This is a genomic window from Rhizobacter sp. Root404 (genome assembly GCF_001425865.1).
GTDB lineage: Bacteria > Pseudomonadota > Gammaproteobacteria > Burkholderiales > Burkholderiaceae_C > LMDS01.
Genome location: NZ_LMDS01000004.1, coordinates 981,985 through 995,896, shown reverse-complemented (window position 1 = coordinate 995,896; position 13,912 = coordinate 981,985). Strand labels below are relative to the sequence as shown.

At 69.8% G+C, this 13,912-nt stretch carries 12 protein-coding genes; 5 read left to right on the top strand and 7 right to left on the bottom strand.

Annotated features, from left to right (window positions below):
• Positions 1–16 precede the first annotated feature (16 nt).
• Positions 17–3,073 (bottom strand): Rne/Rng family ribonuclease, encoded by a 3,057-nt coding sequence (locus tag ASC76_RS09235; RefSeq protein ID WP_056465010.1) that lies wholly within the window; start codon positions 3,071–3,073, stop codon positions 17–19.
• 684 nt (positions 3,074–3,757) lie between these two features.
• Here ASC76_RS09235 and ASC76_RS09230 point away from each other — a divergent pair.
• The 4 genes from ASC76_RS09230 to sppA are packed head-to-tail and all read left to right on the top strand — an operon-like array spanning position 3,758 to position 6,770.
• Complete coding sequence (locus tag ASC76_RS09230) at positions 3,758–4,699, top strand: RluA family pseudouridine synthase (RefSeq protein WP_056467181.1); 942 nt, start codon at positions 3,758–3,760, stop codon at positions 4,697–4,699.
• Positions 4,696–5,346, top strand: a complete 651-nt coding sequence (locus tag ASC76_RS09225) for an HAD family hydrolase (protein ID WP_056465009.1) — start codon at positions 4,696–4,698, stop codon at positions 5,344–5,346. The genes ASC76_RS09230 and ASC76_RS09225 overlap by 4 nt, the downstream gene beginning before the upstream one ends.
• Positions 5,339–5,737 (top strand): Rieske 2Fe-2S domain-containing protein, encoded by a 399-nt coding sequence (locus tag ASC76_RS09220; protein WP_056465008.1) that lies wholly within the window; start codon positions 5,339–5,341, stop codon positions 5,735–5,737. The genes ASC76_RS09225 and ASC76_RS09220 overlap by 8 nt, the downstream gene beginning before the upstream one ends.
• Before the next feature lie 28 nt (positions 5,738–5,765).
• Entirely contained in the window at positions 5,766–6,770 is a 1,005-nt protein-coding gene (gene sppA, locus ASC76_RS09215; RefSeq protein ID WP_056465007.1) for a signal peptide peptidase SppA, read from the top strand.
• Positions 6,771–6,792: 22 nt separating this feature from the next.
• Here sppA and ASC76_RS09210 read toward each other — a convergent pair whose 3' ends face one another.
• From ASC76_RS09210 to ureE, 6 genes are all read right to left on the bottom strand, one after another.
• Complete coding sequence (locus ASC76_RS09210; RefSeq protein ID WP_056465006.1) at positions 6,793–9,207, bottom strand: bifunctional diguanylate cyclase/phosphodiesterase; 2,415 nt, start codon at positions 9,205–9,207, stop codon at positions 6,793–6,795.
• Position 9,208: 1 nt separating this feature from the next.
• Positions 9,209–9,832 (bottom strand): methylamine utilization protein, encoded by a 624-nt coding sequence (locus tag ASC76_RS09205; protein WP_056467178.1) that lies wholly within the window; start codon positions 9,830–9,832, stop codon positions 9,209–9,211.
• A 124-nt stretch (positions 9,833–9,956) separates the two neighbouring features.
• A complete protein-coding gene (ureG, locus tag ASC76_RS09200) occupies positions 9,957–10,622 on the bottom strand; it encodes an urease accessory protein UreG (RefSeq protein ID WP_056465005.1) in 666 nt (221 codons plus the stop codon).
• Between the two features lie 102 nt (positions 10,623–10,724).
• The gene (locus tag ASC76_RS09195; RefSeq protein WP_056465004.1) at positions 10,725–11,246 is read right to left on the bottom strand and encodes a class IV adenylate cyclase; all 522 of its coding nucleotides are present in this window, start codon (positions 11,244–11,246) and stop codon (positions 10,725–10,727) included.
• Positions 11,247–11,262: 16 nt separating this feature from the next.
• Positions 11,263–11,988, bottom strand: coding sequence for an urease accessory protein UreF (locus ASC76_RS09190; protein WP_056467175.1), 726 nt, complete (start codon positions 11,986–11,988; stop codon positions 11,263–11,265).
• A gap of 7 nt (positions 11,989–11,995) precedes the next feature.
• On the bottom strand, positions 11,996–12,592 hold the full coding sequence (ureE, locus tag ASC76_RS09185; protein WP_056465003.1) for an urease accessory protein UreE: 597 nt from the start codon (positions 12,590–12,592) through the stop codon (positions 11,996–11,998).
• A gap of 222 nt (positions 12,593–12,814) precedes the next feature.
• On the opposite strand from ureE, the gene ASC76_RS09180 reads away from it, so the two are divergent.
• On the top strand, positions 12,815–13,846 hold the full coding sequence (locus ASC76_RS09180) for a porin (RefSeq protein WP_056465002.1): 1,032 nt from the start codon (positions 12,815–12,817) through the stop codon (positions 13,844–13,846).
• Positions 13,847–13,912: the final 66 nt, after the last annotated feature.

The window sequence follows — 13,912 nt, the reverse complement described above, 5'->3', positions numbered from 1 at the left end:
CGCGCGCGTCGCGCGGTCAGGCTTGCGGCTGCGAGCCCTGCGCGGTTTCGAACGGCAGCTTGATCTGCGAGAGGTCCTTGCGGGTCTCGACCAGCACCAGCGGACCGTCGTCCACGACGATCGCCGGCTTGCGCTCGCGCGGCACGTGCACCGGCTTCGGCTCACTGGCCATCGCCGCCTGCACCGCGCGGACCTTGTCGGCGTCGGAGTTCACCCACTGCAGACCCGCGGCTTCCGCGACGGCCTGGAGCGAATCGGTCGGCAGCACGAAGGCCTGCACCGGCGCGGCGACGGGCGCCGACGCGGACGCAGACATCGGTGTCGGTGCCGGTGCCGGTGCCGGGGCCGGGGCCGCGGCGGCCGGTGCAGCCACCGGCGCCTCGACTTCGGCCGCCATGTCGGCCGGCTCGATGGCGGCAGGCGCCAGCGCCACCGGTTCGGCGATCACCGGTGCGACCGGTGCCGCGAACTCGGCCTCGTGGAACGCTGCGGTGGCGAGTTCGCCACCCTGGATCAGGCCCTCGGCGGCGACTGCATCGCCTTCCGGCGTGCGCTCGCGTCGGTTGCGATCGCGCCCGCGGCCACGGCGACGGCCTTCGCCGCCTTCGCCGCCCTCCGGGCGCGGTGCGCCGGCCTCGGACTCGACGACGGCCTCGGTTGCCGCCACCTCGCCTGCGACCGGCTCTTCGGTGTGCTCGGCGGCCGAGACGGCCTGGCCACCGTCGGACACCGCGGCGCCGTTCTCGTCACGATCACGCCCGCCGCGACCGCCGCGGCGATTGCGACGGCGACCGCCCTGGCGCTCGCCCTGGGCTTCACCGCCCTCGGGCGTTTCGGCACCGGGCAGGGTGTCGACGAAGCCTTCCTGCGCGGTCGTTGCCGGCACGTCGCCGACTGCCGCGTCGGTCACCGGACGCGGGCCACGGTCAGGACGCGGTCCTCGACGGCCTTCGCCACCGCGTTCACCGCGTTCGCCACGCGGCGGACGCTCGTCGGTGCGTGCCGCCGTCGCGTCGAGCGCGTCGGTGCGCACGGCGCCTTCCTCACCGGCAGGACGTTCGGCGTTGCGGTCAGGGCGACGGCCACGGCCCTCGCCGCGATTGCCGTCACCGCGCGCTTCGCCGCCGCGCTCACCGCGGTTCTCGCCACGTTCGCCGCGGCCTTCGCCGCGCTTGCCGTCCCGGTTGCCGTCGCGACCGCCATCGCGACCGCCGCGCCCGCCGCGGCCACCACGGTCGCCGCGACCTTCGCGTTCAGCGCGGCCACCCTCGGCCGGCTTCGCGGATGCCGCGACCGGCGCGGGGGCCGGTGCCGCGACCGGCGCCGGGGCCGGCTCGCCGCCGAACATCTTCTTGACCCAGCCGAAGAACCCGCCGCCGGCCGGCGCGGGCGCCGGTGCCGGGGCGGCCACGACCGGCGCCGGTGCCGGCGCGGCCGCGACAGGCGCGGGCTTCGGCGGCGCGATCGGTGCCGGCGTCTCGGGCAGGATGCCCTTGATGACCGGCTCCTGCTTGGCCTTGGTCTTCTCGCGGCGCGTGATGCCGACTTCCTCTTCCGGCTCGTCGATCATCGTGTAGCTCGCCTGCAGGTTCTCCAGGCGCGGATCGTCGTGGCGCAGGCGCTCGAGGCGGTAGTTCGGCGTCTCGAGCGTCTTGTTCGGCACCAGCAGCACGGTCACGCGCTGCTTCAGCTCGATCTTGGTGATCTCGGTGCGCTTCTCGTTCAGCAGGAACGAGGTGACCTCGACCGGCACCTGCACGTGCACGGCGGCGGTGTTGTCCTTCATCGACTCTTCCTGGACCATGCGCAGGATCTGCAGCGCGCTGGACTCGGTGTCGCGGATGTGGCCGGTGCCGTTGCAGCGCGGGCAGGTGATGTGCGAGCCTTCGCTGAGCGCCGGGCGCAGACGCTGGCGGCTCAGTTCGAGCAGGCCGAACTTGCTGATCGAGCTGAACTGCACGCGGGCGCGATCCTGGCGCAGCGCATCGCGCAGCCGGGTCTCGACCTCGCGGCGGTTCTTCGACTCTTCCATGTCGATGAAGTCGACGACGATCAGGCCGCCCAGGTCGCGCAGGCGCATCTGGCGCGCGATCTCGTCGGCCGCTTCCAGGTTGGTGCGGGTGGCGGTCTCTTCGATGTCCGAACCGCGGGTCGAGCGGGCCGAGTTCACGTCGACCGAGACCAGCGCCTCGGTGTGGTCGATCACGATCGCGCCGCCCGACGGCAGGTTCACCGTGCGCGAGAACGCCGTCTCGATCTGGTGCTCGATCTGGAAGCGGCTGAACAGCGGCGCATCGTCGCGGTAGCGCTTGACCTTGTGCGCCGTCTCCGGCATCACGTGGGCCATGAACTGCTGGGCCTGGTCGTAGATGTCGTCGGTGTCGATCAGGATCTCGCCGACGTCGGCGGTGAAGTAGTCGCGGATCGCGCGGATCACCAGGCTCGACTCCTGGTAGATCAGGAACGCGCCCTTGCCGGCCTTGGCTGCGCCGTCGATCGCGGTCCACAGCTTCAGCATGTAGTTCAGGTCCCACTGCAGCTCGGGCGCGGTGCGGCCGATGCCGGCAGTGCGGGCGATCAGGCTCATGCCCTTCGGGTACTCGAGCTGGTCGAGGTTCTCTTTCAGTTCCTCGCGGTCCTCGCCCTCGATGCGGCGCGAGACGCCGCCGCCGCGCGGGTTGTTCGGCATCAGGACCAGGTAGCGGCCGGCCAGCGAGACGAACGTGGTCAGTGCCGCGCCCTTGTTGCCGCGCTCTTCCTTCTCGACCTGGACCAGCAGTTCCTGGCCGTTGCTGATGCAGTCCTGGATGCGCGCGTCGCGCACCGAGGCGCCTTCGCGGAAGTAGTTCTTCGAGATTTCCTTGAACGGCAGGAAGCCGTGGCGGTCTTCGCCGTAGTCGACGAAACAGGCCTCGAGCGAGGGCTCGACGCGGGTCACGACCGCCTTGTAGATGTTGCCTTTGCGTTGCTCACGGCCTTCGATTTCGGTCTCGAAGTCCATCAGCTTCTGGCCATCGACGATCGCCAGGCGGCGCTCTTCGGGCTGCGTCGCGTTGATCAGCATGCGTTTCATGGGTGCACTCCTTCGCCCGGCCGCCCGTGGAGTGGGGCGGGCCGCGCATCACCAACAGCCGCTTCCCGGCGGGTGCCGGTGGGCGACGATCCGATGCACGAGAAACGAGAAACGAAGCGAAGGGTGTCGCCCTGGACTGCGGTGTCGGGATCGGTCAGTGGACCGGCCGAGCGCCCTGCAGCGTTGGCGCGTGCGTGACAGCGTCGCCGCCGCATGTCGGCCACCGGCGATCCACGCCGGGCAGGCCCGCCGCACCGCAGGCTCTTGGCCGGGGCAGCAGGCGCGCGCAGCGCCGTGGTTCGGGGGTGGGGATCAACATCGGTCGGGGTCCGCTGGACGCCGGCAGAAACATGGGACTTCGGTGCCGTGTTCGGCGACCGGAGCCGGTCTCCTGCCTGGGTAAACCTTTGGTCTGAGCTCGTTCTTGTTTGCTCTGCCGCTTCGGGCCCTGGGCCGCGCCGTCACGTGGGGGCGGCGCCCGCTTGGGGCTTCGAGGCGTTGCATCACCATTTGTCGTCAGGCCCTTCGGCCCAACCGCCACGTCTCGGCTCTTGTGTGATGTGCCGGAGACTAAACTCTGGAAAATCAATCACTTACAGCAGCAACGTGGTGCGACGCATTATAGGGGCCAATCCGGTCCCACCGGCCGGGGTCAAAACCCCGGCACCCGCTGCGGCTTTGGCGGTGCGGCGCGTCCTGATCGACGAGGCGTCCGAAGGCCAGCGGCTGGACAACTTTCTCGTCAAGCTGCTCAAGGGCGTGCCCAAGACCCATGTCTACCGGGTGATCCGCTCGGGCGAGGTGCGGGTCAACAAGGGCCGGGCCGATGTCGACACCCGGCTGGCGCTGGGCGACGAGATCCGCGTGCCGCCGGTGCGGGTGGCCGACCGCAGCGACGCGCCGTCGGCCCCGGCGCGCGAGTTTCCGGTGGTCTACGAGGACGAGTTCCTGCTCGCGATCGACAAGCCGGCGGGCGTGGCGGTGCACGGCGGCAGCGGCGTCAGCTCGGGCGTGATCGAGCAGCTGCGCCAGGCCCGTCCGACCGCCAGGTTCCTCGAACTGGTGCACCGGCTCGACAAGGAGACCTCCGGGCTGCTGCTGATCGCGAAGAAGCGGTCGGCGCTGGTCGCGTTGCAGGACCAGTTGCGCCAGCGCGAAACCGGCAAGACCTACGCGGCGCTGGTGATCGGCGCGTGGCCGGCCTCGAAGAAGGTCATCGACGTGGCGCTGCACAAGTTCCTGACCGCCGAGGGCGAGCGCCGCGTCCACGCGGTCGCCGAGGACAGCAGTGAGGCCAAGCGTTCGATCACGCTGGTGCGCGTCGCACGGACATTCGCCGCCTACACGCTGCTCGACGTGACCATCAAGACCGGCCGCACCCACCAGATCCGCGTTCACCTGACGCATGAAGGCCACGCGATCGTCGGCGACGAGAAATACGGCGATTTCGCGCTGAACAAGGCGCTGGCGCGCGGCGAGGCGGTGAAGGGCGCACGCTTCGACCGGATGTTCCTGCACGCCCGCAGGCTCCGCTTCGCGCACCCGGGGTCGGGCGAGACGATCGAGCTCGAGGCGCCGCTGCCGGCAGAATGCGAGGCTTTGCTGAAGGCGCTGGCTTCCACATGAATTTTGACTTGGTCGTCTTCGACTGGGATGGCACGCTGTTCGATTCGACTGCGCTGATCGCCCGCTGCATCCAGGCCGCGTGCGCCGATGTCGGCGCGGCGGTGCCGAGCGACGAGCGCGCCAGCTACGTGATCGGCATGGGCCTGATCCAGGCGCTCGAATACGCCGCACCCGACCTGCCGCGCGAGCGCTACAAGGCGCTCGGCGAGCGTTACCGGCACCACTACTTCGCCCGCCAGCACGAGATCGTGTTCTTCGACGGCACGCTGGCGATGCTGCAGGCGTTGAAGGCGCGCGGCCAACTGCTCGCGGTGGCGACCGGCAAATCGCGCCGCGGCCTCGACGACGCGCTCAACACCTCGGCGCTGCGCGGCCTGTTCGACGCGACCCGCACCGCGGACGAGACCGCGTCCAAGCCCCACCCGCGCATGCTGGTCGAGCTGATGGACGAGTTCCAGGTCGCGCCGGCGCGCACGCTGATGGTCGGCGACACCACGCACGACCTGCAGCTTGCGCGCAATGCCGGTACCGCCAGCGTCGCGGTCAGCTTCGGCGCCCATGATCCGGCCACGTTCGACGGCCACGGCGCGCGCCACGTCGCGCATTCGACGGCCGACCTCCACGACTGGCTGCTGCGCCATGGATGAGCCCACTGCGCCCGCGACCGCGCGGCCCGAGCCGCTGCCGCTGTGCGCGTCCGGCGAACTGGTCGAGAAGGGCAACGCGTTCGTGTTCGACGTGCTGCATTTCCGCGAACCGGCGCGCGCCTTCGTGCTGCGCTTCGACGGGCAGATCGTCGCGTACCTGAACCGCTGCCTGCACGTGCCGACCGAGATGGATTGGCAGTACGGCGAGTTCCTCGACAGCGGCAAGGAATTCATCATGTGCTCGATCCACGGCGCGGTCTACGAGCCGCTGACCGGCCGCTGCGCCGGCGGCCCGTGCGGCCGCGGCAAGCTGACGGTGATCGAGGTCATCGAGCGCGACGGCCAGGTCTATTGGTATCCTTCCCGCGACACCCAACCCGCCTTCGCCTGACCTTGCGGCGCGAGGCCCAAAGGCCCCCATGAGCACCCCAGAAGACCAACTGCCGCCTTTCGGCGCGGCCCCCGCACCCGTTGGTGCCACGCCCGTCGCCACCCACTCGAGTCAGTGGGACGGTGTCGCCGAGCAGTTCGCGCGCGACATGCTGCGCGATCGCCGGGCCGACCGCCGCTGGCGCAACTTCTTCCGCCTGTCGTGGCTGCTGCTGGTGATGGCAGTCGCCTACGCGCTGTTCGCGGCGCGCAACCACGCCGCCACGCCGACCGGCCCGCACACGGCGCTGATCGAGGTGCGCGGCGAGATCGCCGCCGGCGCCGAGGCCAGTGCCGAGAACCTGCTGCCCGGCATCAAGACCGCGTTCGAGGACGACGGCGCCAAGGCGATCGTGCTGCGCATCAACTCGCCGGGCGGCAGCCCGGTGCAGGCCGGCATCCTGTACGACGAGATCCGCCGGCTGAAGAAGCTGCACCCGACCAAGAAGGTCTATGCGGTCGTCGAGGAGACCTGCGCGTCCGGCGCGTACTACATCGCCGTCGCGGCCGACGAGATCTATGCCGACAAGGCCTCGATCGTCGGCTCGATCGGCGTGCTGATGGACAGCTTCGGTGCGACCGGGCTGATGGACAAGCTGGGCGTCGAGCGCCGGCTGATCACCGCCGGCGAGAACAAGGGCATCGGCGACCCGTTCTCGCCGCTGCAGCCCAAGCACCGCGCCTACCTCCAGGCGATGATCGACCAGATCCATCAGCAGTTCATCGCGGTCGTTCGGCAAGGGCGCGGCACGCGGCTGAAGGAGGGCCCCGACACCTTCAGCGGTCTGTTCTGGAACGGCGAGCAGGCGCTCAAGAACGGGCTGATCGACCACCTGGGCAACCTCGACTACGTCGCGCGCGACGTGATCAAGGCCGAGGAGGTGATCGACTACACGCCGAAGGAAAACGTGGCCGAACGGCTCGCCAAGAAGTTCGGCGCCGCGATCGGCTCCGGGGCCGTCAAGGCGATGCCGGGCGGCGTCACGGTGCGCTGACCGGAGAACGCGGCCGCCGCGCTCAGCGCGTGAACGCCGCGAACTCGCTGCGCAGCTGCGCCTGCGGCGGCTCCCAGCGCCCGACCCAGTCGGCGAATTCCAGTTCCGGCATCGGCCGGGCCATGTAGTAGCCCTGCGCCTCGTCGCACTCGAGCGCCCGCAGCAGCGCCCAGGTCTGGGCGTTCTCGACGCCCTCGGCCACGACCGACAGGCCGAGGTTGTGGGCCAGGTCGACGGTCGAGCGCACGATCTTCAGGTCGGCGCGGTCGTGCTCCATCGCCATCACGAAGCTCTTGTCGATCTTGAGTTCGTGCAACGGCAGGCGCTTCAGGTACGCGAGCGAGGAGTAGCCCGTGCCGAAGTCGTCGATCGACAGGCGCAGGCCCATGTCGTGCAGGCGTTGCAGCGTCTGCAGCGCGCGCTGCGGGTCGTCCATGATCGCGCTCTCGGTGATCTCCATGCACAGCGTGCGCGGGTTCATCGCGTCGCGCGCCAGCATTTTCTCGAGCTTGGCGGGCAGATCCTGGTCGAGCAGGTCGCGGGTCGACAGGTTGATCGCGAACTTCAGGTCCAGCCCCTGCGCGCGCAACTCGCCGCTGCGCGCGGCGCAGCGCTCGATCATCCAGCCGGTCAGCACGCGGATGAATCCGGTCTGCTCGGCGAACGGGATGAAACGCATCGGCGCCACCATGCCGCGCGTCGGGTGCTGCCAACGCACCAGCGCCTCGGCACCGAGCACCGCGCCGCTGGCGAGCGACACCTTGGGCTGCAGGAACAGCCGCAGCTGGTCGTGGTCGACGGCGGTGCGCAGTTCGCTCAGCAGCGACAGCGATTCCTGGCTCGCCGAATCCAGGCTCGGGTCGTAGACCTTGACGCCGGACTGGCGGTCCTTGGCCGCGTACATCGCGACCTCGGCGCGGCCAAGCAGCGTGTCCGGGTCTTCGCCGTGCGCCGGGTAGATCGCGATGCCGACGCCGGCGCCGACGTCGACGGTCTGGTCATCCAGCGTCAGCGGCAGTTCCAGCGCCTGCTGCAGGCGGCGGGCGATCGTGCAGGCGGTGTCGGCATCGGTGTCGGGCAGGCACACGGCGAACTCGTCGCCGGACAGCCGCGCCACGCAGTCCGCGTCGCGCAGCACGCCGCTCGACAGCCGCACCGCGATCTGGCGCAGCACGCGGTCGCCGAAGGCGTGGCCCAGCACGTCGTTGACATGCTTGAAGCGGTCGAGGTCGAGCATCAGCACCGCGCACGGCGCGCCGCTCGCGCGGGCGCGGACGAACAGGTCGCCGAGCAGGTTGCGGAACTGCTGCCGGTTCGGCAAGCCGGTCAGCTCGTCCCAGTAGGCCAGCCGGCGGATCTGCGCCTCGCGCTGCTGCATGCCGATGCGCATCGCCTCGAACGATTGCGCGAGGTCGTGCACCTCGTCGCGGCTGGTCACGGTGACGGGGGTCGCGTAGTCGCCGGCCCCGAGCCGCTCGGCGCTGGCCGACAACTGCTTGATCGGGCCGGTGACCCGGCGCGCCGTGATCAGGCTGCCGACACCGAACACCACCAGCCCGGCCAGCGTGATCGCCAGCAGCGTCAGCTGCAGGCGCCGATAGGGCGCCACCGCCTCGTCGATCGAACGCATCACGACCGCGGCGACCTCGTGCGTGGCATTGCGCGCCAGCGGCACGATGTTGGCGCCGGTGGCCTCGCCGTCGATCTCGAAGCGCTGCGGTCCGGCGTCGGTGCGGATCAGTGCGCCCACGGGTCGAAGCACGGCGCCGCGCTCGCCGATCGGCAGCACGCTCCAGGCGCTGTCCAGCGGCCGGGCGAGCAGCGCGATCTTCACCGTCGACAGTTCCTCCACGTCGTGCAGCAGTTCGCCCGTCACCGCGAAGCCCATCGACACGTGCCCGATCAGCTGCGGCGCGCGCACCGGCACGGTGACGAGCTGGAACGGCCGCCCGTCGAGCACGCGCACGGTGCTTTGGCGGGGCTCGGCCATGCCCGCCCGCAGGTTGGCGCGCACCAGCGGCATCACCTCGGCGTCGTCCGGCCGGGTGGAGGCGATCAACTGCTGCTGCCCGTCGGTGAACAGCGCCGCATTGGCGCCGATGCGCTGGCCCTGGTTGTCGAGCGCATCGAGGATCGTGGCGCGGTCGTTGCTGGCGATCGCCGAGCGGAAACCGTAGTCGGCCGCCAGCAGACGCGCCGCCTCGGTCAGCTGCTGCTCGTTCTGCGCGAGCAGCCGGCGCAGCACGTTCTCGCCGGTCCGCAGCTCGGCGGCGATCTGCACACGCGCGTTCGCGTCGATGGTGTGGCGGATCGTGATGAAGCTGGCCAGTTGCACCAGCAGCAGCAGGCTCAGGAACAGCACGACGATGCGCACGTCGAGTCGTTGCGCGAGCGGTCGCAGCAGACGGCGCGCCGTGCGCGCGGCGAGTTGCTGCATCTCAGACACTGCTTTCCACCGGCACGGCGATCGTCGCGCGCTCGGCGCCGCTGCCGACGTGCACGGCCTGCTCGACCCAGGTGCCGAACTCGGTGAGCCCGGGGTGCCAGGCGCGCAGGCGGTGTTCGCCGGGCGGCAGCTCGATCTGGGCGGCGCCCGTGGCGTCGGTCTTCGCGAAGTACGGCGTGTCCACGACCACGACCCACGCGCTCATGCGGTCGTGGATGTTGCAGCCCAGGGTGGCGATCCCGGGCTTGTCGAACACGACCGGCGCGGCCGGCGTGCCGGCATACAGCTTCAGCTCGAATTTCTGGATCGGCGAGAACGAATAGACGTGATGGCGCACCGTGTCGAAGTTCGGGAACTGCACCGCGGTACCAGTTTGGAAGACGATCAGCTGCGGCTGGAATTGGCGTTCGCGCTGCGCGATCTGCACCATCGTCCCCGGCGCTGCGGCGGTCCGCGTGCCCTTGACGACCACCGTCACGATCGCCGAGGCGAGCGGCTTGCCGTTGCTGCCGGTCACGGTCACGGTGAGCGGGCCGGCTTGCGCGGCGGTCGTGAACAGGCACAGCGCTGCGGCGGCGGGCGCGGCCCGATACCATCGGAACGGGGAGGTCGGCATGATCTGGCGCAATCGAAGGCAATGATTCGCCTGACTGTGCCCGCGATGGCGCCCCCGCGATGACCGCAACTGCAGCCCTTTTGGCCCCCAGTTCGCCCGAACGCGGCTCGGACGGGTGAACGGATCAGGCGGTTTCGGCGGCGGGCCGCAGCATGCCCTTGGTCTCGATGAAGCGCACGACCTCGGCCAGGCCGGTGTTCGTCTTCAGGTTGCTCATCACGAACGGCCGGGCACCGCGCATGCGCTGCGTGTCGGCCGCCATCACGTCGAGGTTGGCGCCGACGTAGGGGGCCAGGTCGGTCTTGTTGATCACGAACAGGTCGCTCTTGGTGATGCCCGGACCGCCCTTGCGCGGGATCTTCTCGCCGGCCGCGACGTCGATCACGTAGATCGTCAGGTCGCTCAGCTCGGGGCTGAACGTAGCGGCCAGGTTGTCGCCGCCGCTCTCGATGAAGACGATGTCGGCGTCGGGGAACTTCTCGAGCATGCGATCGACCGCCTCGAGGTTGATCGAGGCGTCCTCGCGGATCGCGGTGTGCGGGCAGCCGCCGGTCTCGACCCCCATGATCCGCTCGGCCTCGAGCGCGCCGGCCACCGTGAGGAGGCGCTGGTCCTCCTTGGTGTAGATGTCGTTGGTGACGACGACCAGATCGTAGGTGTCGCGCATCGCCTTGCACAACATCTCGACCAGCGTGGTCTTGCCCGAGCCGACCGGACCGCCGACGCCGACGCGCAATGGGGGCAGGCGGCGGGTGCGGTTCGCGATGTGGTGCAGGGCGGGGGAGTTCATGCGGTCGATTATGGTGGCGCGATGTCACCCGCGAAGTGGAGTTCGACGCCGCTGCCGGCCGGGTCTTCTTCGACCTGATCCGATTCGGTCAAGTACGGGACGCTAACTCGTCCCAGCCGCGTCAAGCAGGTCGACATACGCGCCCGACACCAGCCGGCCCGGGTCGATCTGCAGCCGGTGCAGCAGGTCGTGCGCGACGGCGACGCCGTCCTCCGCGTTCTCGCCGTCGCGCAGCACGACTTCGAGTTCGAGGAAATCGCCGAGCCAGTCGACCCGGTCGAGGTGAACTCTCGTGCGGCCCACCAGCAGCAACGTGCGCTGCTTGACGACCCGGCCGCCGATCCCGAGCGCGCGCGCGAGGGTGGCGCGCAACGCGTCGGGGTCTGCCACCGGCGTGATCGCGTAGTCGGAAGTCTTCGGGCCGGTCGTGTCCGGCCGCTCGTACGCGATCAGCTCGCCTCGCCCGTCGGCGAACACGCGCAGCTTGAGTCGGCCGGTCGTGCAGGTGAAGAACGTGTCGTCCTGCACGATCGGCTCGGGCGGGCCGTCGGCGAGCGCGCGCGCGCGCGGCAGCACCGCCTCGACGCTGTCGATGCGGGCCTTGATCTCGACGTTCCGGGCCATCTTGTCGTGCGGTGGGTCAGGACCGAAACAGTCGCGAATACTGCATCTCGTGCTGCGCCGACAGGATCGCCAGCATCGGCGTGAACGCCTGGCGCTCGCTGTCCAGCAGCGCTGTGGCGCGGTCGACGGCGCCGGGAATCGCGTCGACCAGCGTGGCCAGGATGCGCTGGCCGGCGCTCTGGCCGAGTGGCACGGCTTTCAAGGCAGCCTGCACCATGTTCTCGGCCCAGCCGAACGCGAAGCTCAGCAGCGCCTCGCGCAGCGGTGCGCCAGTCTGTTGCGCGGCCAGCGCGAAAGCGACCGGCCAGGTCGGCGCGGGTGCGAGCGCCCTCAGTTGCGCGACACGGTCGTCCTCGGCAGCGCCGCGGTTCTTCAGCCACTCGACCATCGAGCGGCCCATCTGCTCGGTCTGCTGGCGCAGTTCCGCGGTCTCACGGGTCGTGGTGACCCACGTGTTCAGCTCGACGACGTGCGCGATGTCGCCACGCGCCCAGGCCTTGAAGGCCTTCGCGACGACCGCGATGTCGCTGCGCGCCAGGTTCAACTGCAACTGGTCGCGCAGCCACGCGCCGGCCTGCGCCTCGCCGGTGACGAGGCCGGCGTCGACCGCCGCCTCGAGCGCCTCGGAATAACTGAAACCGCCGACCGGCAGGGCCGGCGAGGCCAGCCACATCAGCTGCAGCAGCGCGTGGGCTGAGGCAGACGGCGCGGGGCGCGCAGCGGTTCGGCGAAGGCGGGGCATCGGCCGGTCAGTGCCGGTGACCATGGTCGCAATCGGGGCCGTGAACGTGCGGCTTCGGCGCTGCCGCGGCAGCCGGCGCGTGCGCGTGGCCATGCGCGTGATCATGACCGTGATCGTGGCCGTGACCCTCGTGCCCCTGCGCATGCCCACCCGCCGCGTACGCACCGCCCTCCGGTTCGAACGCCTCGTTCGCGTCGCGCACGATCAGGTGCATCTGGCGCAGCATGTCGGCGAGCACGTGATCGGGTTCGAGCTTCAGGTGATCGGGCTTCAGTTCGAGCTGCACGTGGCGGTTACCGAGGTGGTACGCGGCGCGCAGCAGGTCGAACGGCGACCCGTGCTCGGTGCACGCGTACACCACCATCACCGGCTGCGGCGCCGCGGTGACGACGACCATTGAGCCGTCTTCGGCGACCAGCACGTCGCCGCCCCGCACCACCGTGCCGCGCGGCAGGAACACGCCGAGCGCACGGCCTTGCGAATCGGTCGCGTCGAAGCGGCTTTTCTGGCGCACGTCCCAGTCGAGCGCGACGCTGGCGGCGCGCTTGACCAGCACCGGTGCCAGGCCGCGGCCGCCGGCCAGGATCTTGTTGATGTGGAGCATGGGATTCAGCGTTCGAGTTCCGGACAGCCGCTAGTGTGACAGCGGCGTCCTGTGGCGGTCACGGAACGCATCGTTCCTGTTTGCGGGGGGTGGCGCGAGCATCCCCTGGGCGGTTCGCGCAGCACACGTGCTCGCGGTGCGCCCGCTTCCTAAGCTTCTTCATGTCCTCGCTCTCGTGGCATGGGACATGGACATGTCCGAAACACCAATCAAAGGAAGAGCATGAAGAAATTTGCAGTCCTGGCAGTGTTCGCTGCCATCTCGGGTGGCGCCTACGCGCAGTCGTCGGTCACCTTGTTCGGCATCATCGACGAAGCCGCCCGCTACACCAAGAACGGCGACCTGAAGCTGAAGTCGCTGGTCAGCGGCGGCATCAACACGAGCCGCATCGGCCTGCGTGGCGTCGAGGACCTGGGCGACGGCCTAAAGGCCGGCTTCTGGATCGAGTCAGGCCTCAACGCCGACAGCGGCACTGCGGGCGACAGCGCCGGCCGGTTCTGGAACCGCCGTTCGACCGTCAGCCTGATGGGCAACTTCGGTGAAATCCGTCTCGGCCGCGACTTCACGCCGACCTACACCGGCTACAGCGACTACGACGCGTTCGGCGACAACGGCGTCGCCGCGTCGGGCAAGTTCGATTCGAGCCTGGGCACCGCGCGCGACACCGGCACCCGGGCCGACAACCAGATCATGTACCTGCTGCCGAGCAACATCGGCGGCGTGTACGGTCGCTTCGCGGTCGCCGCGGGCGAGGGCACGGCCGGCAAGAAGTACTTCGGCGGTCGCGTCGGCTACGCCGCGGGTCCGCTCGACGTGTCGGTCGCCTACGGCCAGACCACGGTCGCGCCGCTGTTCGGCGAGGACAAGTTCAAGGTCGCCGATGTCGGCGCGTCGTACGACCTCGGCATCGTGAAGCTGATGGGCTACTACACCCAGAACAAGTTCGCGAACCAGAAGCTCGCGACCTACAGCCTCGGTGCGATCGCTCCGATCGGCCTGGGCCAGCTGAAGGCGTCGTTCACGCACGCCAACGCCTCGGGCACGACCGCCCTGGGCACCAATGTCGATGCGAACGACGCGAACCAGTTCGCGGTCGGCTACATCTACAACCTGTCCAAGCGCACCGCCGTGTACGGCACCGCCGCGTACGTGAAGAACAAGGGCGCTGCCACGTTCAACGTGAACTCGGCCCTGGCACTGGCCGGCGGCCAGAAGTCGACCGGCGCGGAAGTTGGCGTCCGCCACTCGTTCTGATCCGACGATCTCGTCGCCCGGCCTGCCGGGCGATCGAACTCGAGGGCCGCATGCCGCAGGGCGTGC

Excerpts from the sequence above, each read along its gene's own strand:
- ASC76_RS09225 (WP_056465009.1), top strand. The coding sequence starts at position 4,696 with ATGAATTTTGACTTGGTCGTCTTCGACTGGGATGGCACGCTGTTCGAT.
- ASC76_RS09210 (WP_056465006.1), bottom strand. The coding sequence starts at position 9,207 with ATGCAGCAACTCGCCGCGCGCACGGCGCGCCGTCTGCTGCGACCGCTC.
- sppA (WP_056465007.1), top strand. The coding sequence starts at position 5,766 with ATGAGCACCCCAGAAGACCAACTGCCGCCTTTCGGCGCGGCCCCCGCA.
- ureE (WP_056465003.1), bottom strand. The coding sequence starts at position 12,592 with ATGCTCCACATCAACAAGATCCTGGCCGGCGGCCGCGGCCTGGCACCG.
- ASC76_RS09205 (WP_056467178.1), bottom strand. The coding sequence starts at position 9,832 with ATGCCGACCTCCCCGTTCCGATGGTATCGGGCCGCGCCCGCCGCCGCA.
- ASC76_RS09235 (WP_056465010.1), bottom strand. The coding sequence starts at position 3,073 with ATGAAACGCATGCTGATCAACGCGACGCAGCCCGAAGAGCGCCGCCTG.
- ASC76_RS09195 (WP_056465004.1), bottom strand. The coding sequence starts at position 11,246 with ATGGCCCGGAACGTCGAGATCAAGGCCCGCATCGACAGCGTCGAGGCG.
- ASC76_RS09180 (WP_056465002.1), top strand. The coding sequence starts at position 12,815 with ATGAAGAAATTTGCAGTCCTGGCAGTGTTCGCTGCCATCTCGGGTGGC.
- ASC76_RS09190 (WP_056467175.1), bottom strand. The coding sequence starts at position 11,988 with ATGCCCCGCCTTCGCCGAACCGCTGCGCGCCCCGCGCCGTCTGCCTCA.
- ASC76_RS09220 (WP_056465008.1), top strand. The coding sequence starts at position 5,339 with ATGGATGAGCCCACTGCGCCCGCGACCGCGCGGCCCGAGCCGCTGCCG.
- ureG (WP_056465005.1), bottom strand. The coding sequence starts at position 10,622 with ATGAACTCCCCCGCCCTGCACCACATCGCGAACCGCACCCGCCGCCTG.